Genomic DNA, 25,235 nt, shown 5'->3' with positions numbered 1-25,235 from the left:
CCCCTGAAGCGCTAAGGGCTCCGCCCTCGCGCGGGCCAAGGTGAAGCGGCTGCGCCGCCGGACCGGCCGCTAAGGTTTGACCTGCGCGGGCTCGGCCTCCTCCGGACCAAGACCATGCTCGATCGCGGGTTCGTCGATCTCTCCCGCGCGGAACGCGTGGACGTTTTTGACATACTGGGAGCAGCCCTGCGGCCGCAGGACCACGGAGAGGTCGCTGTTGACCATCGACGGCCGCCAGTCGTCATAGATCACTCCCGAGCGGAACATTCTCAAGCTGCTGCACAACAGGGCTGAACAAGGCGGAGGTTTGGCGTTTCGCGGCGGCGGCTAGGTCCAGGTGGGTCAGCAACAGAGCGAGAAAGAGCGGTGTCTGGCTATCGCTAGGTCCATCGCCAGCGGCCGACGTGAGGACGGGTTGCGGAAAGGCGTCATCATCGCCGCTTGCCGGAAACTCATAACGCTCGCGCACCATATGAGCGTTCGGCACACAAACCGCGCTTCCCTGCGATCGCCGTGGCGCCCGGTCGAGTCGCCGGTCGCGTCCTTGGGCTATCCGCCTCGGCGCAGCATGGCGTCGAGTTGAGCCATGCCGGGGTCGGACGGAACGAGTTTGAACCGTGTCCTAGGCCCCCGTTCGAGAATGACGACATTAATGTCCCGGATCATTTCGGACCCTTCCGGATAGTAGATCTGCGCCTCGGCGAAAGGCGCGTGGCGCATCGCGGAGCGGAGCAGCGCCGGCTGATCGGTCCAAGCCTGTCGAAGGGAGCGTTGCGGATCGTAGCCCCCAATGGGCAGCTGCACCCAGTTGTCCCGGCCATACAGCACCAGCCATTGCCCCTCCTTGAATTGTTCGGGGCGCGGCGGACCCGAGCCCATCCGACCGACCGAGAACAGGGCGGCGCCGGCGCGTTGCTCGGGGTGCGCTTTCAGCCATGTTCGCGCCGGCTCGAAAGCATCCTCATGGGCGTAGACGAAGCGCTCGCTGCCACCGACCTGTTTCAGGTTGAAGTCCATAACCTGGTCATCGGTGATCGGGACCGGCCGTCCCGAGAGTAATCCGTCCCGCAAGGCCAGGAGCCGGGCCTTGCGATTCGCCGACAGCTCGAGACGTTCGATCGGAGCGTCCGTCAGTTTGGCAAGGATGCTCGGACAGACGAGGCCGAGGAGCAGGTCGCTGGAGATCGGCGCATAAAAGGCTACACCGAGGTCCTTGACGCCACGCCGGTCGTCGGGCGTCGAACCCTCGCGCACGATCGGATGATCCGAGGTCCAGAACCGCGCTCCGCCGGCAGGCTCGTAGAGGATCGGGATTTTCGTGAGCAGACCCTCGACGATCTCGTCCCGATTGGCGATCAGGTCGAGCGTGATCTTGCGGATGTCGTCTTCGCTCGGCATCGGATCGTCTAGCGCGGGTAGGCCAGCCTCCACGAGCCGTTCGACCAGCTGGCGCGGCAGGCGATCCAGCGTCGTCCGAACCTTGGGCGTGCGCAGGAACTGCACCGCTACGCCGGTGCAGACCGCCGCCTTGAACGGCGGATCCAGGTCATCGACCCGACGGCGAGTGGCCAGCGTGTTCCCGGTCGCTGCGAACTCATCGTCAATGTTCTGGAACGCGTCTTCAAAGTTCCAGAGCGATCCGTCCGAAAGCCGAAGCGTATTGTATCCTTGGCCCGACCCGGTGCGTTTCAGTCCGCCCGGAAACGAACGCCCGTCCGATTTGTCGAACACCCAGATCTGTTTGCCGGCGCCGTCGACGGTAAATCGGCGCAAGGCGGACTTCGGCACGAAATGGTGGAAGTTCGACTCGTTCGGGGCCTTGGCGGGCATGGCGTTCGTCCTAGGGGCGGCGGACCGTCCGCGATAAGAGGCGGGCTTTTTGAGCGCTCGCCGTCTGCCGGTCCAGACATCCCGTTCAGCTCGACCCCCAGCGGAGCGCTGCAGCCGGCGGGACCCCTGCGCAGGTAATCATTATCGTCCACGACGGCGGCCGTTGGCATCGCGTTCCGATGGTCGTATCGGTCCCCGGTCGGCCTCGAGCCGAGGGTACACGGACCCAGCCATGGCGACGGGCGCGATCTACGTTGATGATTCCGGCAACCCCGGCGCCGAGTCGGGATCGGCGTTCCTGCCGGACACGCGCAAATCCTGGACGGCGGTCGTTGTCCCGCCCGAGGTTGCGGCCGACGTCGACCACGCGCTGCAGATCTTTCTCGATGGCGTGCGTGCTGACTATGGGGCCGAGGAGCTGCACTTCACCGAGATCTGGAGCGGCCAAGGGGTATGGAAGGCGGTCGCGCCTTCGGACCGCGGCGAGCTCATCTCGTTGATGGCCACGTTGATGGACTCCTTCGCCCTGCCAGTCGTCCACCAGACCGTCAGCGATCAGACCCTGAGCGATCACCCGGACCTGATGTCCGGCCTGAGCCGCAGCCGAACCGGAGACTGGCGGCTCGACGATGTTTCCCATCTCGGTTTCCTGTTCCTCTGCCGGGAGGTCGCGGTCCGCCTTCGCGTGATGGCCGGTAATGCGGCGGATGGTCTGGGCCTTCCGTTGGCGCTTTACGTCGACGAGGGCCTTCTCCCGGCCGGCCGCGAACGCGCCTTGCCGAACTGGGGAGACGTCATTGCGGGGCCGCGCGCCTGTTTCCAGAGATCCGAGGACGTCGCGGGCCTGCAGTTGGCCGACTTTGCCGCCTTCATCATCACCCGCGCCCAGTGGACCGCCGTAAACCGCAAGGCGGGGCCGGAGTTCGGCAAGGCCGAAGCGGCAATCCTCGAGGCGGCGTCGCGCCTGAATGTCCTTAACCTGCCCCGGCTGCTGGTGCGCCCTGCCGAGTTCGGACGCCGCTTGTACGAAGATAAGCTGATCGCAGACCGCCTTGCGAAGGGACTGAGGCCGAGCCCGGCGAAGCGAGACGCCTGATCGCCGTTCGATCCCGCTAAACCGACATCGGTCGAATCAACGGACTATTGCGCCGTCTTCGGCTCGATCGATCCCACCCGGTGATAGGTCTTCCCGTCGATCACGCCCTGAACCTGCTCAGGCCCGGCGGCGCCGATCCGATCTGCGATTTCAGCCGCGGTGTGATCCTCTGCCAGGGCGCGGATGGCCGCGACCTGCTCGATGGACAGCCGATCCTTCCGACTGCAGATCTGAGCTGCGGCCCACGTCCGATCGCCCCATCGGTCCTTCAGCCAGGTGCGCGATAGCGGCGCGGCAGAGCGGGCAGCCAGCCATTCGGCCAGCACCGGCTCGCGCGCATCGGGTTCAGGCGCGGGGCCCGGGGGGATAATCCCATGATCGCGTAGGTATCGGAGGCCGTCCTTGCCGCCGGGGATCATGTTCAGACGCCTTTGATCCTCCCAATGGCCTTCGACGAGGAAGGCTTCCGCCTGGTAGAGAGCTTCGAGGTCGTCGGTGATCCCCATGACCTTGTGATTGACGTACGTGATGCGGCCGGCGGTCTGTTCGTCGCGGAAGGTTCTGTGAAAACGCAGGGCGCTGCCAGAGCGCATCGCCCTCTGATGTTCGGCCCATCGGGTCTGCCAGCTCCGCGTGGTCAGGCCGACATAGAACCAGCCGTCATTGGGGTAGCTGCCGCCTTCGCCGAAGATGTGCTGGTAGAGCACGTAGGCGGCATCGGGCCGCACGGAGGGCGCGATCAGATAGTGGGCGGGAAGGGTGAAGACCTGGCTGGGGCGGGTCACGCCTTGGGGCCGCAGCGGATGTTCTCCACGCCGCGCCGCCTCCAGCAGGACCGGGTCGTCCACGAGGTCCAGACGGATCTCGGGCTGGAGCGCGATCTCGCCCGCCTCCAGCGGCCGCCGCGAGGCCATCTCGGCCTGGCCGACGCCGCGATGCCCCGGCTTGAGCAGCGAGGGCGGCGCGACGAACATGGGACGCCCGTCGAGCTTAATCGCGTGGAAGGCGGGAATGACTTGGCCCGGTTTGACGCGGATCAGACCATTGCCTCGCGCCGCCGAGTTCAACCAGTGCGCCCCGTATGCCGTGCGCACCCAGGCCCGCAACAGGCGCTCTAGCTCCAGCCGCAGGGGATGCATCGCCTTCGGCGCGAGGTGCAGCCACCAATGTTCGTCGATCGTCACCATGACCCGCCGGCGTCGCCCCGTGCGCGGCGTTCCAGCGCCTTCAACGCCGAGCCTGCGCCACCGCCCTGGCCGCGGCAACCCGCGCCTTCGCCTTGGCGGCGCGCTTCTTCAGGCGAGGTAGGCCGTCGGCGACCTCCCAGAACTCGGGATTGAGACGGCGGTGCTCAGGGTTGGCCTCGGCGAGATGGTCCAGCGCGCGCAGATAGTGTCGTCGAACCCAGAGATATTTCTCCGCGCAGGCCGCCACCGGATGCGCCAGGCCCGTTTTGATCGTCGCCGCGAGGCGGGCGAGATAGTTGGGATAGGCCTGGTCGTCGGCGCCGATGGCTTCGACGACGACCTTCCACGAGAACCAGTCGAAGAACATCCATCCGTCGTCGTCCTCGAGCAAGAAGGATTCGAGATAGGCGGACTCTTCCCGGCGAGAATGGCGGTTGCTGCGGTGGCTGCGCCCGACCTCCAGCGCTTCCGGATCGATGATCACGCGTGGGTATTTCGCGCTCTTGCTCTCCAGCTCATAGGCGCGAACCATCGCCGGTCCGACGATCAGCTGTTCGTCGTGATAGAGGTCGCCAACCGTCACGGCGCCGCGGATCATAAAGCCGGCGGACGCCAGCGTGATGGTCGTGATCCCGATGTCATTGAGCAGATAAAATACGCCCGACGGTTCCGTGACCCGGAAGGACAGGACCACGCAGTCGGAGAACTGCTGGAATCTCTGGCTTTCGCCCATGGCGTCGTCGCCGATGGCGCGCAGCTGCTCCATCGCCCACAGGACCTTCTGCAGCGCCTCAGGGTCGGTGGCGGTCCGATCCACGATCTCCTTGAAACCGAGGAAGTCCACAAACAGGATGAGGCGGCGTTCGTAGGTCTTGGGCTCTGGCATGGTCCGGCGGCGAGGGCTGTGAAGGATGGTTCTCCAACTAGCCGATTTCCGATTTACGCCGTGAGCGGCGTTTCTCGGGCGCGGCGTTTCCGCGTTGTCGCGCCGCGTGGCGGCTGTAAGCTGCGACGGGCCGGATCGCGGCGGCGGCACGGAGGCGGCTCTTGACGACAGACACGCCGACGACCGCAAAGGTCTTCTTCTCCTGGCAGTCCGACACCGCTTCCCGCGAGAACCGCAGCCTGATCGAGTGGGCCTTGAACCGGGCGATCAAGATCCTGAAAGCCGACGTCGATGTCAGCGAAGCGGACCGGTCCCTCGCTATCGACCGGGACACCATCGACACCCCGGGCATGCCGCCCGTCGCCGACACCATCTTCAAGAAGATCGACGAGGCGGCGATTTTCGTCTCCGACCTGACCTATGTGGCCTTCAGGGCACGCGGCGAGGGCATCCCCAATCCCAACGTCCTCCTCGAACACGGCTGGGCCCTGAAATCCAAGGGGTGGCCCCAGGTCGTGGGCCTGATGAACACCGCCTACGGCCATCCCAAGACCCATCCGCTGCCGTTCGATCTCCTGCATAGCCGCTGGCCGATCCTGTACAATTGCCCCGCCGGCGCAGACGACGCAGTGCGCAACGCGGCGCGTGAGGAGCTCGCCGCCGTGCTCGTCAAGGCGCTCAAGCTGAGCATCGCCGATGACGGCTTCGGCGCCTCGGCCCTGGGACCGCACCCGCATGACGTCGCGCTGCTCGACCGGCTCCGCAAACTCATTCCCGACCGCATTCACAACTTCCTTGTGACGCACAGCTTCGGGACGCCGTTCCCCCGCGCTCTCCTCGATCCGCTTTTCGCCCTGCGTTTCGAATGGATCGGCGCGCGGCACGAGTTTCATGATCGGAAGCTACAGGCGGCGCTCGAGACGGTGCGCGAGGCCAATGAAGCCTTCTACTCGCTGGTCGACACCCACGTCAGCGCAACCGAAAACCGGAGCGACTGGTGTACGGCCAAGCCTCAGGAGATTCCCAACGAGACGTCCCGCCAGGCGATGTACGCCGCCATCAAGGCGCTGGACGGGACGGCTTCCCGTCTGGCCGAGACCCTGGACGCGTTCGAGCGCGTCGCGCGCCATCGGATTCGCGCCGAGCCGGCGGCGGGGCAGGTCGTAGACACAACGGCCGAGGCGACGAAGGCGTTTGAGGCCGCCTGGCGTGTTCATCCGCCGGCCATCGTCAGCCAGCCCCCGCCGGGGCGCCGATTGGTACGAGCGGCGCTTTCTGCCGCGCATCGGACCGATCACCCTGATCGCCCTGCTGTTCACCATCGTGGTCATGTTCAGCCTCAAGGGCGGGGAGGTGGTGGCCCTGCCGCTGGACGCCCTGCGCATCGCCATTCCGCTGACGATCTACTTCCTTGTGATGTTCGTGGTCAGTTTCCTGATGGGCAAGCTGATCGAGACCGACTATCCGCGCACCACCGCCCTGGCCTTCACCGCGGCCTCGAACAATTTCGAACTGGCCATTGCCGTCGCCATCGCGGCCTTCGGCCTGACCTCGCCGGTCGCCTTCGCGGCCGTCATCGGCCCGTTGGTCGAGGTGCCAGTGCTGATCCTGCTGGTGTCAGTTGCGCTGTGGATGGGCCGACGCTGGTTCCCGGATACGGCTCCGCCGGCGGACGCGGCCTGATGGTCGTCCTGCATCTCTTGGACGCGGATGACGTCGGCCTGATCGCGGCCCTGCGCGGCGCGGGTCTGCCCGAGCCTGGCGCTGGTCGATACTTCGCCGCCCACGAACACGGCGGCATCGCCGGCTATGTCGGCCTGGAAGGGGAAGGGCAGGATCTCCTGCTGCGCTCCCTGGTCGTGCTCGCCGACCTGAAGGCCCAAGGGATCGGGAGCCGCATACTGACCGCCGTCGAGGCCATGGCGAGCGATCTGCGTAGCGAACGGCTTCACCTGCTCACCACGACGGCCGAGCTTTTCTTCGCCCGGCACGGCTTCGTCGTCGCCGATCGGGCGTCTGCACCGCCCGCGATCCGGCGAACCCGCGAGTTCGCGGACGTCTGCCCGGCGTCGGCCGCCTATCTGATCAAGGACCTCTGATGACCCTCGCCCGCTTGCGTTCGCTGCCGGATCCGGATCACCTGCCGGCTCTGGACGCGGCCTATCTGTCCGCCGACCCCGCCCGTGGATTGGGCCCGACCGACCCGGCGCCGCGGATCCTTCTCTTGTACGGCTCGCTGCGCGAGCGGTCGTATTCGCGGCTCTGCGTCGAGGAGGCGGCCCGTCTGCTGCAGCGGATGGGATGCGAGACCCGCATCTTCGACCCCTCCGACCTGCCCCTGCCGGGCGCGCCCGGCGACGACGACCACCCGGCGGTGCGCGAGTTGCGCGAGCACGCCTTCTGGTCGGAGGGCATGGTCTGGTGCAGTCCGGAACGGCATGGCCAGGTCTCCGGCCTGATGAAGCTGCAGATCGACCATCTGCCGCTCAGCCTGGGCGGCCTGCGCCCGACCCAGGGCCGCACCCTGGCGGTGATGCAGGTGTCGGGCGGGTCGCAGAGCTTCAACGCCGTCAACACTCTGCGCCTGCTGGGCCGCTGGATGCGGATGATCACCATCCCCAACCAGTCCAGCGTGGCCAAGGCCTTCCAGGAGTTCGACGAGGCCGGCCGGATGAAGCCCTCGGCCTACTATGAGCGGATTGTTGATGTGATGGAGGAATTGGTGCGTTTCACCATCCTCACCCGGCCGCACGCGGCCCAGCTGGTGGACCGCTATTCCGAGCGCAAGGCGGCCAGGATTCCCCTCGACGCCGCTTCCGATCTGTCGGGGATCGCCATCGCGCGCCAGGCGTGACCTCTCCTCGACAACGCGAACACGCCTCGCATTCCTCCCCCTTAATACGGACCTTGACCCCATGGCCGCGGCGGCCGCCGAGCATCGCGATGGTCGTAACTCGCCAGAAGTGGCGAAAGGCAGTCTCCGGTTGACGTCCTCATCCTAACGAACCTCCAGGCCCTTGCCGCGCTAAGCAAGGGGGACCAGGCGCGGGCCGTCCGGCCGAAAACAGTAATGCCCGAAGCGGAATAGGAGCAGACGTGCCTCGCAACGCAGCCGATTTCCTGTCGATTTACCAGCAAGGCTTCGTGAGGGTCGCTGCGTGCCGTCCCGTCTGCAGGATCGCGGATCCGGCGTTCAACCTGGAGCAGACCCTGAGGCTCGCCCGTGAGGGAGACGAGGCAGGGATCGCGCTGATGGTTTTCCCGGAGCTGGGCCTCTCGGGCTATTCGATCGACGACCTGTTGCTGCAGCGGGCGTTGCTCGACGAGGTCGAGCGGCAACTCGTGAACCTCGTGGCCGAAAGCCGCGATCTCCATCCGGTCGTTCTGGTCGGCGCGCCCCTCCGTCGTGAGGGACGGCTCTATAATTGTGCGGTGGCTATCCACCGGGGGCGGGTCCTTGGCGTGGTGCCAAAGGGCCATCTGCCCAACTACCGCGAGTTCTATGAAAAGCGATGGTTCGCCTCCGGGCGGGATGTGGAAGGCGAGATTACGATCGGGGGCGAGACCGCTCCATTCGGAATGGATCTGCTGTTCCAGGCCGACGATGTCGACGGCCTGATCTTTCATGTCGAAATTTGCGAGGATGTTTGGGCGCCCGCGCCGCCCAGCGACTTCGCCGCGCTCGCCGGCGCGCTGATTCTGACGAACCTGTCCGCAAGCAATATCGTTGTCGGAAAGGCGGACACGCGGCGAAGACTCTGCGAGCTGCAGTCCGGCCGCTGTTGGGCGGCCTACATCTACTCCGCGGCCGGCTATGGAGAATCGACGACCGACCTGGCCTGGGACGGACAGGCCTGCATCTACGAGCTGGGGGCGCAGCTCGCGGAGACGGAGCGCTTCAGCCTGGGGTCCCAGATGGCCGTCGCGGACATAGACGTGGAACGGCTGCAGCTGGAACGTATGCGGACCGGCACCTTTAACGAGGCCGCGATCGCCAACGGGATGCCCGACCGGCGCTTTCGCCGGGTGACCTTCCATCTTGATCCGCCAGTTCGCAACCTCGGCCTGCAACGACGCATCGACCGTTTTCCCTTTGTGCCCAACGATCCCTCCCGTCTCGACCAGGATTGCTACGAGGCGTTCAACATACAGGTGAGCGGGCTGGCCAAGAGGCTTGAGGCGACCGGAACAGCCAAGATCTGCATCGGCGTGTCCGGAGGCCTGGATTCAGCGCACGCCTTGATCGTCGCGGCCAAGGTCTTCGATCTGCTTGGGCGTCCACGCACGGACATTCTCGGGTTCACAATGCCCGGCTTCGGCACGAGCGCGAGGACCAAGTCTAACGCCTACGCCTTGATGAACGGGCTCGGCGTGACCGTCGAGGAAATCGACATCAAGCCGCTCGCCCAGCAGATGCTGCAGGACTTGCGCCATCCGTTCGCGAGGGGCGAACCTGTGTACGACACGACGTTCGAGAATGTGCAGGCCGGGCTCCGGACAGACCTCCTGTTCAGGGCCGCCAATCAGCGGAACGGCATGGTGCTCGGCACCGGCAACATGTCCGAGCTCGCGCTCGGCTGGTGCACCTACGGCGTCGGCGACCAGATGAGCCACTACAACGTCAACGGCTCCCTCCCGAAAACCCTCATTCAACACCTGGTCCGTTGGACAGCGGCGAACCGCCTGTTCGACCCCGCGGTGTCCGACGTCCTGCTCGACATCCTGGCGACAACGATTTCGCCGGAGCTCATCCCGCAGACGGCCGAGGGCGAGTCGCAGAGCACCGAAGGCAAGATCGGCCCCTACGAGCTCCACGACTTCTGGATCTACTATCTCACCCGGTTCGGGCTGCGGCCCTCCAAGATCGCCTTCCTGGCCTTGCACGCCTGGCAGGACGCCGCCGCCGGGAATTGGCCGCCGGGCTTTCCGGACGAGCAAAAGCGGGCCTACCCCATCGGGTCTATTCGCAGCTGGCTGGAGGTGTTCCTGCAGCGCTTTTTCGCCAATCAGTTCAAGCGCTCGGCCCTGCCGAACGGACCCAAGGTCACGACAGGCGGTTCTCTGTCGCCGCGGGGCGACTGGCGCATGCCCTCGGACGCTCATGGCCAGGTCTGGATCGACGAGCTGCATCGCAACGTGCCGGAGGTTCTTGATCCCGCAAGCGACGACATTCCAACGAAAGAGCCCGATGTGCTGCCCGCCGGAGGCAAACCCATCGTCCGATAAGACCGTCTCCCCGGCCTGCGGACTCCGGGGGCGGAGGGCGGTTTCAGAACCGGAAGCCGGCGCCTGCCCATGCGGCCCCCGGCGGGGCGGAAGTTCGCTGAAGGGCTGGCGGCCCTAGCCGATGTCCGCCGGCCGCGCGCCCTTCGGTGCCGCATGCCGGGAGAAGCCGACCACGAGGATAGCGATCGTCAGCAGCTGAACGGCGACGCCTTCGACCGTCGGGTAGAGGCCGAGGATCTCGATACGGGGGATCCAGGCCAGCGGATGGACGTCGAGCCAGCCCGCCTCCTGCAGCGCCGCCACCCCCTTCCCGACGAGGACAACCGACAGGATGGCCATAAGGATCGAGCTCAGGGAGAAGAACCGGCCGATCGGCAGGCGCTTGCTGTAGGCCAGCAGGGCCCAGGCAACCACGGCCAGGATGACCACCGCCGTCAGGGCGCCGGCCAGCATGCCGAGGTGGCCGCCCTGGCTCCAGATCGCCGCATAGAACAGGATGGTCTCGAACACCTCCCGGTAGACCACCACGAAGGACAGCAGGAATAGGAACCAGGCCGACCGTTTCGACAGCGCATGGGAGAGCTTGTCGCGGATATAGGTCTGCCAGGCGTCGGCGTGCGACTTACCGTGCATCCAGATGCCCACCGAGACGAGCACGACGGCGGCCAGAAGCGAACCGAACCCTTCGGTCAGTTCCCGGCTGGCGCCGCTGATGGAGATGAAGAAGGTCGCGGCCGCCCAGGTAGCCCCGCCGGCGACCAGCGCGGCGACCCAGCCGCCGTGGACGTAGCGCAGCACCTCGGGCCGTTCGGCCTTCCTGAGGAAGGCGATCATCGCCACCACGATGAGCAGGGCCTCTAGGCCTTCGCGCAGCAGGATGGTGAAGGCGCCGAGGAAGCTGGCGAGATTGTCCGCCTCCTGGGGCGCGAGGGCCCGCTCGGCCGTGTCCAGCAGGGCGTTCGCACGAGCGACCCGACCGGCGACCTCCTGGGCGGGCGCACCCCGGCTGATAGAGACGCGCAGCTCGGTCATGGCGGTCTCGACCCGGCGCAGCAGGGCGCTGTCCCGGGCGCCGAGGGCCGGCTCGATCGGCTCGACGCCGTCGAGGTAGGCGGACAGCGCCGCGTCGGTGGCGGCCTTGCGATCGCCCCGTCGATAGGCGGCCTCGCTCTCCGCCAGGCGCGTCCGCGCCAGGGTCAGCGTCGATCCGGCCGGGCGCGCCGCGGCCTCGGGATGACGTCGCAGATAGGCGGTCAGGGCCCGCGCCCGGGGTTCGCCGAGGCGGGTGGCCAGCTCGGCCGGCGTGGTCTGGGTGAGGGCGGCCAGGTCGGGAAAGGCCGCGCGGACCGCCGGATCGCCGTCCCACAGGCGCTTGCCCTCGGCGGCTTCGGCGTCGGTGAAGGCGAAGCGGCCGACATAGAAGGCCAGCGCCCAGCGGTCCTCGGCCGGCAGGTGCGAGAAGCTGGCCATCGCCGTGCCCTCCAGCCCCTGGTCGATCACCTGATACAGCCCGAAGACGCTGCGCTGGCGCGCGCGCTCCACGTCGGCGAAGGCGATCGCCGGCGGATCGAGCCCTTCGGCGCCGGGGCCGTCGGCGCGCCCGGTCACGCCGTGGCAGACCGCGCACTGCTCGGCGTAGAGGGCGGCGCCGCGGGCCAGGTCGGGCGGGAACGAGGGCGCCAGCGGGCTCGGATAGGCCGTCAGCACCGCGCCGGCCAGGGCCTTGGCCCGGGCGCCGACGACGGCCGGATCCGCCTTGTCCCGGATGGCCGCCTGCAGGCCCTCTGCGTCGCGCATCAGGGCGGCCTTGGCCGGGTTGGCCGGCAGGGCCTCCAGACGCGTCCGGATCTGGGTGCTGAACTCGATCATCTCGCCGTATTCGGCCGGATTGACGATCTCGCCGTCGGCCACTGCGCCGGCGTAGTCGACCGCCACATAATCCAGCAGCCGCCAGGCGACCTGGGCCTCCGAGGCGGACGGCGCCTGGGCGAGGGCCGGGGCGGCCAACCCTAGGGCGAACAGCAGGGTGAGCAGACGGAGCAGAGGACGCATGGGAGACCTAGTTGTGAGCGGCTCGCAATAGCATTCAAGCGACGCCGCTGTCGCGTCTAAACTGCGGACGCGCCCGGGCCCGCAGAGGCGGCCGCGATCGCGGCTGCCGTCGGGTCAGACTTCGTAACGCGCGGCCGTCAGAGGTGGATCGTGCGCTCGGCTACCGCCAGGCAGGCTTCGCGCAGGGCTTCCGGCAGGGTCGGATGGGCGTGGCTTGTCCGCGCCAGATCCTCGGCCGCCGCGCCGAACTGCATGGCGGCGACCGCTTCATGGATCAACCCGCCGGCCTCAGGGCCCAGGATGTGCACGCCGAGGATCTTGTCCGTCGCGGCGTCGGCCAGAACCTTGACCAGACCGTTCTTCTCCAGACGCGCCTTGGCCATGGCGTTGGCGGAGAAGGGGAAGCGCCCCACGCGGTAGGCCACGCCGGCCGCCTTGAGGTCGTCCTCGGTGCGGCCGACCGAAGCCAGTTCCGGCCAGGTATAGACGACCGCCGGAATCGTTCCGTAGTCCACATGGCCCGCGCCCCCCGCCAGGCGTTCGGCCAGGGCGATCCCTTCCTCCTCCGCCTTGTGGGCCAGCATGGCGCCGCCGATGACGTCGCCGATGGCGTAGACCCCGTCGGCGCTGGTCCGGAACCCTTCGTCCACCGGAATAAAGCCCCTGCGGTCGGGCGCAATGCCGACCGTTTCCAGATCGAGCCTGGCGGTTGCGGGCCGTCGGCCGATGGAGACCAGCACGACATCGGCCTTGATGGTTCCTCGCGCGCCATCGCCCATGGGCTCGACGTCGAGGACGACGTCGTCGCCCTCCATCCGCGATCCGACCACCTTATGCCCAAGGCAGAACTGGAAGCCCTGGGCCTCGAGCACCTTGTGCAGCGCCGCCGACATCTCCGAGTCGACGCCGGAGGCGATCCGGTCGAGCACCTCGATGACCGTGACCTCGCTGCCGAGCCGACGCCAGACCGACCCCAGCTCCAGTCCGACGTAGCCGCCGCCGATCACCGCCAGATGGCGCGGCGCCGCCGTCAGGCTCAGGGCGCCGGCGGAGGTGACGATCCGCCGCTCGTCGATGGGCAGGTCGGGCAAGGTCGCCGCTTCCGATCCGCTGGCGATGACCACCGCCTTGCTGGCCTGCACCTCGAAAGCGCCGTCCGCGGCGCGCACCTCCACCCGGTCGCGCGCCAGCAGCCGCCCGCGGCCCTGGAAGCGGGCGACCTTGTGCTTGCGCAGGAGGTAGGCGACCCCTTCGCCAAGCTCGGTCACCACCTTGCCCTTGTGCCGCATGACACCGTCAAGATCGGCCCGCACATTGTCTACCATGACGCCGAACGCTTCGAGATTGCGCGCCATCTCCAGCCGCTCGGTGGCCTGGAGCAGCGCCTTGGACGGAATGCACCCGATGTTCAGGCAGGTCCCCCCGAGCAGTTCGCGGTCGTCGATGACCGCCACCGACAGGCCGAGCTGGCTCGCCCGGATCGCACACGGGTATCCGCCCGGCCCGCCGCCGATGATCACCAGGTCGTAGGAGGTCGTCGAACGGCTCATGGCGTCAGCCTTTGCTGCGAGTGGATGGGAGAGAAGGGCCCCGGCCAGCCCGAGGAAGCGGCATCAGGCGCCCCCCTCATTGAGGGCCGCGTCGCGCGTCTCCATTCGGAACCCGCTTCCGGGGAGGGCCGGCAGGCGGCGGAAGTCGATCTCCAGATCCTGATCCGGCAGCCGGTAGTTCAGGTCGGCGAGCAGGCCGACGGCGCGCTCCATCAGCTCCACGACGATCCCTTCGCCAGGGCAACGGTGACCGGTCGCCGCATCCCCACCGCCCTGGGGGATGAGACCGAACGGATCTCCGGAGCCGTCGCTGAACCGCTCCGGCCGGAACGCCTCGGGATCAGTCCAGTGTGCGGGATCGTGATTGGAGCCATAGAGGTCGAGGACCACCTGACGGCCCTCCGGGAAGACCAGGTCGCGCCAGCGAAACGGCGCGCGCACACGCCCGATCACTGCCGGGAAGAACGGATAGAAGCGTCGGACTTCCTGGACGAAGGCGCGGCGACGTCCGGCGTCGGCGTCGGCCAGACGGGCCGCATCCGGGTGAGCCTGCATCGCGTGCGCCACAAACACGATGTAGACCGAGGTCGCGACAGTCGGCCGCAATACATTGGCCAGTTCGACCGCCGCCGTGTGGATCGGCAACGGTTCGCCGTCCGCGGCGCGGGTCCAGGCCCAGGCGTGGGCGGCCGTGTCCGGATCCGGCGACAGACGGCCGGCGCGAATGTCTTCAATGATCGAGCCCAGCCAGGCGTCGACGCGGCGACGCGCGTGCCTCGACCACAGATGCCGGGGGCCCCGCGATCCCGCCGCGTCGAACAGCGCCCTCAGGTGACGGACCCGTTTCGCCTCTTCGTGCGGCTCGAGCGGCACGCCGGCCCAGGCGCAGACGGCCCGCGTTAGCACCGGCTGCAAGGCGTCATACAGCACGATGTCGTCCTCGCCGGCCCATTCGACGGCCGCGCGCCGCCACTCCGCTTCGAACAGTTCGCCCAGTCGCGCGACACGGGCTGGCGACATCAGGGACATGAACACGCCCTTGCGGGCGCGGTGGGCCTCGCCGTCCAGCCCCTGGACACCGCCCTCGCCGAGCAGCGTGCGGCGGACCGGCGCCGGCATGGCGCCCGCCCGCACGATGCGGGTCTCGTCATAGAAGATCCGCGCCGCCTCGCGGCCTCTCAGACAGGTCGTCTCCTTCAGCGCCAGGCGGGTCTCGACGACGTCGGCGCCGGCCTGCTCGAACAGGTGGGAAAGGCGCCGATAAGGGTCTGTCAGCAGGGCCAGGGTCTGGTCGCCGTGTCGCGAGGTCGGCCGATGCGTCATCGAAATCCTCCAGAAGGACGGGCGGTCCGCGACGGGAGCCGCCAATCGCCTCCAAACGTCGCGGTGGGCTAATGGCTCCGGGGTCTTTGCGCCTTCCGGATCTTCCACAGGGTCAAAGCGGCGCGGATGGATCGTGCAACGCCTCGATCACCTTGCAGGCGGAGACCCGGCCCCCGGCGCATTCCGTCGTCATCCGCGACAGTTCGCGCTGGAGGGCGCGGAGCCGGGCGATCTTCTGTTTCACATCGGCGAGATGACGTTCGGCCAGGGTGCTGGCCTCGGCGCAGGGTCGATCGGGGTGATCCGACAGATCAAGCAAGGAGCGGATCGAATCCAGATCGAAGCCCAGCTGGCGGGCATGCCGGATGAATGACAGGCGGCGCTCCGCCGCGTCGTCATACATGCGCCGGTCGCTGGCGGTGCGCGGCGGCGGCGGAAGCAAGCCGATTTCTTCATAGAAGCGGATGGTCGGAACCTTGACGCCCGTGGCGGCGGCCAGTTTGCCGATGGGGCGCAACCCGGACGAGGCGGGAGAGGGGAGGGGCATCGCGTCAGCTCGTAACGGCGGGTGAAAGGCATCTGGGGCGGGGAGGGATCATCGGCCCAGCCCCATCAGGACGACGGCGATGCCGAAGGCGGCAATCGTGGAGGCGCCGGTGAGCGCCATGCCGAAGGCCGGGGCCGCCGCGCCCTGCGCGTAACCCAGGGCGAAGAAACCCCGACCAACCAGATAAAGAGGGACCAACACCGGCAGCAGGATCATCTCCTCGCCGCGCAGCACGGTGGCGAGCACCAGGTGGGCGCTCACCGCCAGAACGGTCTGTTCAAGCGAGTTCTGTAGCACGGCGGCGGGTAGGGCGAGCCTGGCGCCGGGCGCCGCATCGGCGGACCCGGCCGGTCGGCGTCGGACCGGAACCGGATGCTGGCCACCACCCTCAAACACCCCGCGAGCCACAGGAAGACCGGGAGATTCGCCTGCAGGGCATAGGCCAGCCTATCGGCCGTCGCCATGTCGCGCGCCGCGCCGAGAAGGGGCGGGGAAAGCCGCAGCCAGGCGGAGGCCGCCGCTGAGGCGGTGATGAGAATCGCCGGCGCCGAGCGGACGGCGATCGCCCTCTGTTCGGCGGGAAGCCTCATCGCGCCGCCCGTCCCAGGGTCGAGGACGCCGCGCGGCTGTCCGAGCCCCGGACGGTGAGGAGGAGCAGCGCGACGCCGCAGACAATGGCCGCATCGGCGAGGTTGAAGGTCGGCCAGTGCGCCGCCCCCCAATGAAGATCGATAAAATCGGTGACCGCGCCAAAGCGTAGCCGGTCGACGAGGTTCCCGATCGCTCCACCGGCGATGAGGCCTGCGGCGGCCGCCGTCACGGCGCTGCGCGTGCGCCAGATCCACGCCAGCAGGGCGCCGATGATCAGGGAGGCCACGGCGCTCAGCGCCCAGCGGCCGACGGCGCCTGAGCCGGCGAACAGGCCGAAGGTGACGCCGGGGTTGAACCCGAGACGCAGCGCGAGAAACGGCGTGAGGTTGATCGGAGCGTCCAGCTGAGCGCGCGCCGCGGCCTTGGCGGCCTGATCCACGACGGCGATCAGCGCCGCGAGCGCGAAGGCGATCGTCTGCAGGCGGCCGGGAACGCGTCGCGTCGGGTGCATGGTGATCATGAAGCCTCCAATGGATTTCAACTGATTTTGGGCCCTCTAGTTACTAGAGGATCAAGCTGGTTTTATCTGACAGGCGTTTCTTTCATGGAAGCCATGCATTCTCGGCATGATCGTCTAGCCATTGGGAGATGCATGCTTCTCGCGAAAGGGTAATCCGATGACTGAACCCCCTCTCGTCCTGTGCACTTCCTCGCCCGGCTGCAGTTGCGGCGTGGCCTCCAGGTTCGACAGCGCCACCCCGCCTACCGGCGCATCATGATCGCGGTGATCGCCGTCAACTGCGCCGCCTTTATGGCCATAGCCAGCGGCGTGTCCCTGCAAGGCTCGGCGCCCCCTGGGCGCCAATGTGCTCAACTTCCTGGCCGACGCGCCACCTACGGCATCAGCCTGGCCGTGATCGGACGTTCGGTCGCCGTGCAGTCCGGGGCGGCCAATGGCCAAGGCGCCAGCCTCGTTGCGTTGGTGCTGTTATTCCTCAGCTACGCGATCTCGCGAGCCACCTCCGGGGCGCCGTCCCGTGGCATCACCGGACTGGGCCCTCTGGGCTTCTTCGCCAACGCCCTGGCCGGCTTACTGCTGGTAAGCCACTGCGCAGGCGACGCCAACGTCCGCTCGCTCTGGCTATGCGCGCGCAACGACCTTACCCAGAGCCTGGCGTCGCGGCGACCGGCGGAGCGGTCTGGCTGACCGGTTCACGATGGCCCGACCTGATAGCGGGAGCGCTACTCGGGTGAAGATTGCGCATTCTGCAATCTCGATCCACCTGCAGACGCAGCGAAAGAATCGGACGCGATCAGCGTGCGCTCGCTTAAAGATCGCTCGACGTTGCTGAATAGGTCGAGATGGCCGACGACGCGCCACTCTCGGCCTTGCATGTCGACTTTCCCTCTCCCTCACCGCGGATTGGTGGTCACTCGAAACAGTCGCAGCCCCCGAACACTGTAACAGATTGCTTGATCGCCCGAATGAAAGTATCCACCACGCGATGGCGTGGCCAATTGCGACATGGGCAAGACTGATACTGGCGGTGACCCTGGTCTCCGCCGTGTTTTTCGTCGCCCCGATCGCTGACGCCGCGACCTGCGTCCCGGAGACGGCATCGGCTCACGCCATGGTCGTTGAAGATGCGGGCGATGGCGACCAGGTCGACCCTGGCGCTGGGCACGGAGTCTGCACCCACGGCCACTGCCACCACAACGGAACTGCCCGTGCGGATGTCGCCGACCACATCGCGATGCAGATCCACGCGCGGCCTGTTCACGCCTTCCCCTCGAGTGATTTTCCGTCGTCGATCTCTCCCGACGGCCTGAAGCGCCCTCCCAGAGTCTGACCGGACGTCTGCGCCGCCGTGCGCGCGAACTCGTGTCAAATTTCTGGAAGATGAATCATGCCTCCCTCATACCGCAGGCCGCCGCGTTTCGCGGTCGGCTGCGCGTTGGCCGCATTCGCGGCCGTGCTGGCCAGTCCCGCTTGGGCTGACCCCGCGCCGTCCTTCGCCGAGCTGCTCGCCCAGCTGGGTCAAACCCCGGCCACCCTTGAAGCCGGCGCCCTGTCGGACGCCGCCGAAGCACGTGTCCGCCAGGCCCGTGCGAGGCCTAATCCGACGATCGCTCTCGACGCCGAGAACGCTTTCGGCACGGGGCCCTTCTCGGGCTACGCCAATGCCGAAACCACCTTGTCGATCAGCCAGGACCTCGAGCTGTGGGGACGTCGGACCGCGCGGGTCAATGTCGCCCGCGCGGAAGCCGGAACCGCGGCGCTGCAGCGGGATCTCGCCATCATCGACGCCGCCGGAAGGCTCGCTCAGGTCTATGCCGATGCGGAAGCCGCCCAAAGGCGGGCTGCTCTCGCGGAGGAAAGCCTCACCCTGACCATCGCCGATGCGAGGGCCGCCCTTGTTCTTGTCGAGGAAGGCCGTGAGCCGCTGCTGCGCGGCATCCAGGGGGAAAGCGAAGCGGCTGCGGCGCGTGCCTCTCGCGATGAAGCCGTCGCGGAGCGCGACGCGGCCTTCGCGCGGCTGACCGCAGTCGCCATGCTGGCGGCTCCGGTCACGACGATCGACACCAGCCTGCTGGACCTCGCACCTGCCGCGACCTTCGCTCCCCCGGCGGAGGCGCCGGCCGTTCGCGTCGCCGAGGCTCAGCGCGCGGCCGCCGAACGCAGGATCGATGTGGAGCGGATCCGCTCGCGCCCGGACATCAACGCCAGCGTTGGTGTCCGTCGCTACGAGATGGAGGACGCGACGGCGCTGACGTTCGGCGTCAGCATGCCGCTGCCCCTGTTCGACCGCAACCGCGGGAACATCGACGCGGCGCAGGCCGACTTCCGGGCTGCGGATGCGCGGCTCCTGGGCGCCCGCCAGGAGGCCCAGGCCGATCGCGCCGCGGCGCGGGCGCGCCTCGCCGCCTCCGTGAGCCGGGTCTCCGCCGCCGATGCGGGGGTGGCGTCTGCCGAGGAGGCCTACCGTCTGTCGCGGATCGGATCCGAAGCGGGGCGCATCTCCCAACTCGAGCTGCGGGTCACCCGTGCAGCCCTGATCTCTGCCCGAACTTCGGCCGTCGATGCGCGCCTTGCACGCGTCCAGGCCGAGATTGAACTTGCGCGCCAGGACGGCCGCGCCCCCTTCCAAGGAGCCCAATGATGCGCAAGCGCACATCCAACAAGACGTTGCTGATCGGCGGCGCCGCCGCCGTCGTTCTGCTTGGCGGAGGCGGGCTGTTCCTGCTCACGCGCGGGCCGGACGCCGCTCCAGCCGCCGCCGAGGGTGAGGCGGGTCACGCTGAAGAAGAGGGCGCCCACGCCGAGGGCGAAGCCGGCCACGAACGCGAGGCCGAAGCGCCGGAAGGCTTCGTCGCTCTGAGCGCGGCCCAGGCCCAGGCCGCCAACCTGATCGTGGTCGGCGTCGGTCGGGGAGGGGGCGCCGAAACCCGGCTCTCCGGGCGGGTCGAGCCCATGGTCGACGCGCGCGCCGCTGTGGCGGCGTCCGTCGGCGGGCGGGTCGAGCGGGTTCTCGTAGCTCCGGGCCAGTCGGTCCGGATCGGTCAGCCCCTGGCGAGCGTCGTCAGCGGTGAAGCGGCGACGTTCCGCGCGGACGCAGACGCGGCGGCCGCCGAAACTGAAGTGGCGCGCCAGGCTTATCAACGCAACCGCAATCTGGCGGACCAGGGCGTTGTCGCCCGACAGGAGGTCGAGGCGTCCCGCGCGCAACTGCTCAGCGCCGAAGCCGGCGCCCGCGCGGCTCGCGCGCGGTCCAGCGCGGCGGGCTCGCCCAACGCTTCGGGCCGCCTCAGCGTCACCAGCCCCATCACCGGAGTCGTGACCAGCGTCCAGGTCGGACCGGGCGGCTTCGTCGCCCCTGGCGGCGTTGTCGCCGAGGTCACCAACCCGGCCAGGGTTGAGCTCGTCTTCAACGCGCCGCCTGCTTTGGCCGCCAATGTAAGGGCCGGGGCGCCTCTGCGGGTCAGCAGCCCCAGCGGCGACTTCGACGCCATCGTCACCGGCGTTGCCGCAGGCGCGGGCGGCGAAAGCGGCGCCACGGTCATTCGGGCCCGGCCGACGGGCTCTGTCCTCCCGCCGGCCGGTTCCGCCGTCACGGGGGCGATCGTGACGGGCGAGACGACCGGCGGTCTCACCGTGCCGACCGAGTCCGTCCAGACCGTCGACGGCAACACCGTCGTCTTCGTTCAGGTCCCGAACGGCTTCCAGGCCCGTCCGGTGCTCGCCGGTCGTCAGGCCGGGGGGCGGACTGAAATCCTGCGTGGCCTCACCGGGGCTGAACGGGTCGCCGGCACGAACGCCTTCCTCCTCAAAGCCGAGCTCGCCAAGGGCGAGGCCGAGCACGGTCACTAGGGGCGCACCGCATGTTCAAATTCATCATCGAACTCTCGGTCAAATTCCGATGGTTCGTGGTTCTCGCCACGGCGCTTGTCGCGGCCTACGGACTCCTCGAGCTGACACGGCTTCCCATCGACGCCGTGCCGGATATCACCAATCGCCAGGTCCAGGTGACCACGGTCGCTCCGGCGCTCGCGCCTGAACAGATCGAACGACAGGTCACCTACCCGATTGAAACCGCCATGGCCGGCATTCCCGGCCTGACCACGACCCGATCCCTCAGCCGAAACGGCTTCAGCCAGGTCACGGTCATCTTTACCGACCAGACCGACATCTATTTCGCGCGCCAGCAGGTCGCCGAACGGCTCGCGGGCGCCCGGGAGGCCATGCCTGACGGGGTGGAGCCGACCATGGCCCCGATCACCACGGGCCTCGGTGAAGTGCTGATGTGGACGATCGACTACAAGCCATTCAACAGTCAGAACCTCGCCAAGCCTGGCGAGCCGGGCTGGCAGGCGGGCGGAGCCTATCTGACGCCCGAAGGCGATCTGCTTTCGACCCCGCAGCAGCGCGCCACCTATCTGCGCACCGTGCAGGACTGGATCGTCGCGCCGCAAATGCGGACCGCCCCCGGTCTCGCCGGCGTCGACACCGTCGGCGGCTATGTGAAGGAGTATGCGGTCCGTCCGGACGCGGCGCGCCTTTCCGCCTACGGCCTGGGCATGGGCGACCTTATCCAGGCCCTCGATCGCGCCAACACTCAGGCCGGCGCAGGCTATATCCAGCGCGCTGGCGAAGCTCTGACGGTCCGCACCGACGCCTTGGCCTCCACCGTGGAAGATCTGGCTCAGGCGCCGGTCGTCAACCGGAACGGCCTGATCGTGCGGGTCGCCGATGTCGCCACGGTCGAGATCGGCCAGGCTCCGCGCCTGGGCGGCGCCAGCCGTGACGGCCACGAGGCCGTGCTCGGAACGGCGCTGATGATCGCGGGCGGCAACAGCCGCACCGTGGCCCAGGCGGCCGGGGAGCGACTCGATGAGGTTCGCAAGACTCTGCCCGCAGGGATCGAGGCGGTGACGGTCCTTGACCGTAGCGCCCTAGTCAACTCGACCATCTCGACCGTGGCCCGCAACCTCACCGAGGGCGCCCTTCTGGTCATCGTCGTGCTGTTCCTGCTGCTCGGAAACATTCGTGCGGCCAGCATCACGGCCCTGATGATCCCGATCAGCTTCCTGTTCGCCGTCATCGGCATGAATAGGTTTGGCATCAGTGGAAACCTGATGAGCTTGGGCGCGCTGGACTTCGGCCTTCTGGTCGATGGGGCGGTCATCGTCGTCGAAAGCACCCTGCTGATGCTATCGCAGCGGCGGATCGATCTGGGACGGGCCCTGACCCGTCGGGAACGCCTCGATGTCGCCGTGGCCGCAGCTCGCAAGATGGTCAAGCCGGCCGCCTTCGGTCAGCTGATTATCCTGCTGGTCTTCACGCCCCTGCTGATGCTTGAGGGGGTGGAGGGCAAGACCTTCGTCCCCATGGGGGCGACGGTGATGCTGGCCTTGGTCGGGGCCTTCATCTTCTCCTTCACCTTCGTTCCGGCCATGACGGCCCTGCTGGTGCGGGATCCCAAGAAGGTCGAGACCGACGAACACGGCCACGCCCACGAACACGAAACCTTCCTGCTCCGCCACGCGCGGCGTTGGATCCAGCCGGCCATCCGCGCCGCCGTCGATCGTCCGAAGATCGTCCTGATCTCGGCGCTCGGCGCGGTCGTCGTCGGTGGTCTGGCCTTTTCGTCCCTCGGGCGGGAGTTCATCCCTACCCTGGACGAAGGCGACATCGCCATGCAGGCGCTGCGTGTTCCCTCGGCGTCGCTGGAACAGTCGCTCGCCATGCAGATGGCGTTGGAACGGGTCATCACCGCCCAGCCGGAAGTCGAGACCATGTTCTCCAGGACCGGCACCGCCGAGGCGGCCGTCGACCCGATGCCGCCCAACATTTCGGACAGCGTCATCGTTCTGAAGGACCGCATGGACTGGCCGGATTCAGGTCTCGAGAAGGAAGCCTTGCTCGAGCGGTTCGAAGAGCTCGCCAACCAACAGATCGGGAATAATTTCGAGTTCAGCCAACCCATCGAGCTCCGCTTCAACGAACTCATTTCCGGGGTCCGGACCGACCTCGCGGTCATGGTCTACGGCGATGACTTCGACACCATGCAGCGGGTCGCTGATGAGGTGGCCGGCGTACTGCGGCAGACCACCGGCTCCGCCGACGTTCGCGTCGAACAAGCGTCGGGCTTGCCGACGCTCACGGTCAGCGTCGATCGGTTCGCGGCGGCCAGCTACGGCCTGTCCGCAGCCGACGTTTCTGAAGCGGTCTCGGCCGCCATCGGCGGCGCGGAGGCCGGCCGGATTTTCGAGGGCGACCGTCGCTTCGACGTCGTCGTCCGTCTTCCGGACGATGCGCGCAACGATCCGGCGGCGCTCGCGGCCCTGCCGATCGTCTCTTCGACAGGCGTAACCGTGCCGCTGTCTTCGGTAGCCCGTATCCAAAGCGCCGAGGGGCCGAACCAGATCAGCCGCAACGACGGTAGCCGACGGATGGTGGTCCAGGCCAACGTTCGCGGCCGGGATCTGGGCGGCTTCGTCACCGACGCACAAACCAAGGTGGACCAAATCCAGCTCCCGCCGGGCGTCCGCCTGACCTGGGGCGGTCAGTTCGAGAACCTCAAACGGGCCGAACAACGGCTGGGCCTGGTTATTCCGATCGTCTTCGTCCTGATCGGTGTGCTGCTGTTTATGGCTCTGGGGTCGTTCTCCGAGGCTGGGCTGGTCTTCGCCTGCGTGCCCTTGGCCTTGATCGGCGGCGCCTTGGCGCTTCTCATGCGAGGGATGCCGTTCTCGGTGTCTGCGGCCGTTGGCTTCATCGCCGTCTCGGGTGTGGCGACCCTGAACGGACTTGTTTTGATGCAGGCCATTCGCGAGCGATTGCAGGCGGGGCTCGCGCCCCGGGACGCGGCGATCGAAGGGGCGTCCAGCCGATTGCGTGCGGTGTTGACGACAGCCTTGGTCGCCATTGTCGGCTTCATCCCGATGGCGCTCGCCCACGGCGCGGGGGCCGAGGTTCAGAAGCCTCTGGCGACGGTCGTCATCGGCGGCCTTCTGACCGCGACGGCCCTGACCCTGCTGGTCCTGCCGACCTTCGCGGCCAAGGCGGTGCGTCATCGCAAGGACGAGGGGGTTGAGGATTGATTGCTCGCACTCAGGATGACCGTCAGCAGCGACGCACGTTGCTGACGGTTCTCGCGCTCAACGCGGGCCTGGCATTAGCGCTCGGGATCGGCGGCTTGTCCGCCGATTCCAGCGCTCTGCTGGCCAATGCAGTGGACAACGCCTCGGACGCTGCTGTCTATCTGATCAGCTTTCTCGCGATCGGTCGGCCTGGTTCGTGGAAGCGGGGGGCGGCGCGCCTCTCGGGCGTCATGCTCCTTATCTTCGGCGCTGGCGTCCTTCTGGACGCGGGTCGTCGATTCCTCATCGGGACCGAACCGATCGGCCCGACCATGATGGGACTCTCGGTCGTCGCAGCGATCATCAACCTGATCTGCCTGCAGTTGATCCGCCGTCAGCACAGCGGCGACGTCAACATGAAGGCTGCCGAGACGTTCAGCTTTAACGACTTCGCCTCCAACGGGGGAATCCTCGTCGCCGGGGCCCTGGTGCTCTGGCTCGGCCAGGCGTGGCCGGACCTCGTCGTCGGCGTCCTCGTGGCCGCCATCGCGTTGAAGGGCGGCGTGGATATCCTGCGCGATGCGGCTAAGGATCGTCCGGCTGAGGGGGAGGGGCAATGATGGAGCTCGAGCCCTCCGACAGCGTCTCCAAGCCCGCAAGCCCCGCTTTGTCCGGCTCCTCGCCCCCTGATGACGCCTGTCGATCAGCGGTCGATATCCAATCCGTTCAACGATGGCGCAAGGCGGGCATTCTCGTCGGGGGCCTGCTTCTTGTCGTCTGCGCGGCGCTCGTCACATCCTGGCCCTTGCTCGAACATCCTGTCGAGCATCTGGGCCTGATCGCCATCATGGTTTGCATCATCGGTCGGGCCTGGTGTTCCCTTTACATCGGTGGCCGGAAGAAACAGGAGATCATATCCGCAGGACCGTATTCGGTCAGCCGCAATCCGCTGTACGTCTTCAGCTTCATCGGCGCGTTTGGCATCGGCGCCCAGTCCGGCAGCCTTAGCGTCGGTTTGGTCTTCGGATTAGCCTGCTGGGTGGTGTTTCGCATCGTGGTCGGCCGCGAAGAACGCTTCCTCTCCGACGCCTTTGGACACGACTACCAAGCTTACCGTGAGCGCACCCCTCGGTTCCTGCCCAAGCTCTCCCTATGGCGCGACGAGGCGGAAATCATGATCCGGCCGGTATTCTTCGTCCGCACGGTGCGCGACGGCTTCGTCTTTCTCCTAGCGCTTCCGCTTTTCGAAGCGATTGAGCAGCTCCAGCGGCTCGGGGGCTTTAATGCCGTCGTGCCCGTGCCCTGAGGTCGGGAGAACCGGGATGACCACCTGCGAGCGGATCGCGCTGGAACCCGCTGGCCCGGC

21 protein-coding genes are annotated in these 25,235 nt (G+C 67.5%); 10 read left to right on the top strand and 11 right to left on the bottom strand.

Going from position 1 to position 25,235, the window contains the following annotated elements; genetic code table 11:
- Positions 1 to 69: 69 nt before the first annotated feature.
- Both PIB44_RS10395 and PIB44_RS10390 read right to left on the bottom strand, forming a co-directional pair.
- Positions 70 to 267, bottom strand: coding sequence for a hypothetical protein (locus PIB44_RS10395; RefSeq protein ID WP_278069320.1), 198 nt, complete (start codon positions 265 to 267; stop codon positions 70 to 72).
- A gap of 282 nt (positions 268 to 549) precedes the next feature.
- On the bottom strand, positions 550 to 1,830 hold the full coding sequence (locus tag PIB44_RS10390; protein WP_278069319.1) for a DUF4238 domain-containing protein: 1,281 nt from the start codon (positions 1,828 to 1,830) through the stop codon (positions 550 to 552).
- Positions 1,831 to 2,062: 232 nt separating this feature from the next.
- Here PIB44_RS10390 and PIB44_RS10385 point away from each other — a divergent pair, with 232 nt between their 5' ends.
- Positions 2,063 to 2,926: a DUF3800 domain-containing protein gene (locus PIB44_RS10385; RefSeq protein ID WP_278069318.1), complete on the top strand. Its 864-nt coding sequence runs from the start codon at positions 2,063 to 2,065 to the stop codon at positions 2,924 to 2,926.
- A 44-nt stretch (positions 2,927 to 2,970) separates the two neighbouring features.
- Here the strand turns inward: PIB44_RS10385 and PIB44_RS10380 are convergent, their stop codons facing one another.
- Positions 2,971 to 4,113 (bottom strand): GIY-YIG nuclease family protein, encoded by a 1,143-nt coding sequence (locus PIB44_RS10380; protein WP_278069317.1) that lies wholly within the window; start codon positions 4,111 to 4,113, stop codon positions 2,971 to 2,973.
- A 40-nt stretch (positions 4,114 to 4,153) separates the two neighbouring features.
- The gene (locus PIB44_RS10375; protein ID WP_278069316.1) at positions 4,154 to 4,999 is read right to left on the bottom strand and encodes a hypothetical protein; all 846 of its coding nucleotides are present in this window, start codon (positions 4,997 to 4,999) and stop codon (positions 4,154 to 4,156) included.
- A 161-nt stretch (positions 5,000 to 5,160) separates the two neighbouring features.
- Between PIB44_RS10375 and PIB44_RS15225 the strand changes: the two genes are divergently transcribed.
- The 3 genes from PIB44_RS15225 to PIB44_RS10350 all read left to right on the top strand — a co-directional run bounded on the left by PIB44_RS15225 (position 5,161) and on the right by PIB44_RS10350 (position 10,225).
- Positions 5,161 to 7,098: a GNAT family N-acetyltransferase gene (locus tag PIB44_RS15225; protein ID WP_446680377.1), complete on the top strand. Its 1,938-nt coding sequence runs from the start codon at positions 5,161 to 5,163 to the stop codon at positions 7,096 to 7,098.
- On the top strand, positions 7,098 to 7,853 hold the full coding sequence (gene arsH / locus PIB44_RS10355) for an arsenical resistance protein ArsH (RefSeq protein WP_008259815.1): 756 nt from the start codon (positions 7,098 to 7,100) through the stop codon (positions 7,851 to 7,853). The genes PIB44_RS15225 and arsH overlap by 1 nt, the downstream gene beginning before the upstream one ends.
- A 242-nt stretch (positions 7,854 to 8,095) precedes the next feature.
- Entirely contained in the window at positions 8,096 to 10,225 is a 2,130-nt protein-coding gene (locus PIB44_RS10350; protein ID WP_040349344.1) for an NAD(+) synthase, read from the top strand.
- A 114-nt stretch (positions 10,226 to 10,339) separates the two neighbouring features.
- Here PIB44_RS10350 and PIB44_RS10345 read toward each other — a convergent pair whose 3' ends face one another.
- The 6 genes from PIB44_RS10345 to lspA form a co-directional block, all read right to left on the bottom strand.
- A complete protein-coding gene (locus PIB44_RS10345) occupies positions 10,340 to 12,277 on the bottom strand; it encodes a cytochrome c/FTR1 family iron permease (protein WP_278069313.1) in 1,938 nt (645 codons plus the stop codon).
- Between the two features lie 137 nt (positions 12,278 to 12,414).
- On the bottom strand, positions 12,415 to 13,827 hold the full coding sequence (gene lpdA / locus PIB44_RS10340) for a dihydrolipoyl dehydrogenase (protein WP_008259848.1): 1,413 nt from the start codon (positions 13,825 to 13,827) through the stop codon (positions 12,415 to 12,417).
- Between the two features lie 63 nt (positions 13,828 to 13,890).
- Positions 13,891 to 15,150, bottom strand: a complete 1,260-nt coding sequence (locus PIB44_RS10335) for a cytochrome P450 (RefSeq protein ID WP_008261169.1) — start codon at positions 15,148 to 15,150, stop codon at positions 13,891 to 13,893.
- Positions 15,151 to 15,262: 112 nt separating this feature from the next.
- Positions 15,263 to 15,697 (bottom strand): MerR family transcriptional regulator, encoded by a 435-nt coding sequence (locus PIB44_RS10330; RefSeq protein ID WP_040349346.1) that lies wholly within the window; start codon positions 15,695 to 15,697, stop codon positions 15,263 to 15,265.
- Between the two features lie 48 nt (positions 15,698 to 15,745).
- Positions 15,746 to 15,994 (bottom strand): hypothetical protein, encoded by a 249-nt coding sequence (locus PIB44_RS10325; protein WP_008262009.1) that lies wholly within the window; start codon positions 15,992 to 15,994, stop codon positions 15,746 to 15,748.
- 289 nt (positions 15,995 to 16,283) lie between these two features.
- Complete coding sequence (gene lspA / locus PIB44_RS10320) at positions 16,284 to 16,808, bottom strand: signal peptidase II (protein WP_008258720.1); 525 nt, start codon at positions 16,806 to 16,808, stop codon at positions 16,284 to 16,286.
- Between the two features lie 180 nt (positions 16,809 to 16,988).
- Between lspA and PIB44_RS10315 the strand changes: the two genes are divergently transcribed.
- The gene (locus PIB44_RS10315) at positions 16,989 to 17,495 is read left to right on the top strand and encodes a hypothetical protein (protein WP_050771603.1); all 507 of its coding nucleotides are present in this window, start codon (positions 16,989 to 16,991) and stop codon (positions 17,493 to 17,495) included.
- Between the two features lie 223 nt (positions 17,496 to 17,718).
- On the opposite strand, the gene PIB44_RS10310 is transcribed toward PIB44_RS10315, so the two are convergent.
- On the bottom strand, positions 17,719 to 18,054 hold the full coding sequence (locus PIB44_RS10310) for a hypothetical protein (RefSeq protein WP_162790673.1): 336 nt from the start codon (positions 18,052 to 18,054) through the stop codon (positions 17,719 to 17,721).
- Between the two features lie 141 nt (positions 18,055 to 18,195).
- On the opposite strand from PIB44_RS10310, the gene PIB44_RS10305 reads away from it, so the two are divergent.
- The 5 genes from PIB44_RS10305 to PIB44_RS10285 are packed head-to-tail and all read left to right on the top strand — an operon-like array spanning position 18,196 to position 25,175.
- The gene (locus PIB44_RS10305) at positions 18,196 to 19,449 is read left to right on the top strand and encodes a TolC family protein (protein ID WP_040349348.1); all 1,254 of its coding nucleotides are present in this window, start codon (positions 18,196 to 18,198) and stop codon (positions 19,447 to 19,449) included.
- Positions 19,449 to 20,657: an efflux RND transporter periplasmic adaptor subunit gene (locus PIB44_RS10300; protein ID WP_278069310.1), complete on the top strand. Its 1,209-nt coding sequence runs from the start codon at positions 19,449 to 19,451 to the stop codon at positions 20,655 to 20,657. The genes PIB44_RS10305 and PIB44_RS10300 overlap by 1 nt, the downstream gene beginning before the upstream one ends.
- Positions 20,658 to 20,668: 11 nt before the next feature.
- Positions 20,669 to 23,890, top strand: coding sequence for an efflux RND transporter permease subunit (locus tag PIB44_RS10295; protein ID WP_114818248.1), 3,222 nt, complete (start codon positions 20,669 to 20,671; stop codon positions 23,888 to 23,890).
- Positions 23,887 to 24,489 (top strand): cation efflux transmembrane domain-containing protein, encoded by a 603-nt coding sequence (locus PIB44_RS10290; protein ID WP_040349350.1) that lies wholly within the window; start codon positions 23,887 to 23,889, stop codon positions 24,487 to 24,489. Before PIB44_RS10295 ends, PIB44_RS10290 begins: the two co-directional genes overlap by 4 nt.
- Positions 24,486 to 25,175 carry a methyltransferase family protein gene (locus PIB44_RS10285; protein ID WP_278069308.1) on the top strand — a complete coding sequence of 230 codons (690 nt, stop codon included), beginning with the start codon at positions 24,486 to 24,488 and terminating at the stop codon, positions 25,173 to 25,175. Before PIB44_RS10290 ends, PIB44_RS10285 begins: the two co-directional genes overlap by 4 nt.
- The last annotated feature ends 60 nt before the right edge of the window (positions 25,176 to 25,235 follow it).

Source organism: Brevundimonas sanguinis, from assembly GCF_029636725.1.
GTDB lineage: Bacteria > Pseudomonadota > Alphaproteobacteria > Caulobacterales > Caulobacteraceae > Brevundimonas > Brevundimonas sanguinis.
The sequence above is the reverse complement of the archived record's forward strand: the minus strand, read 5'-3'. Positions and strand labels throughout refer to the sequence as shown.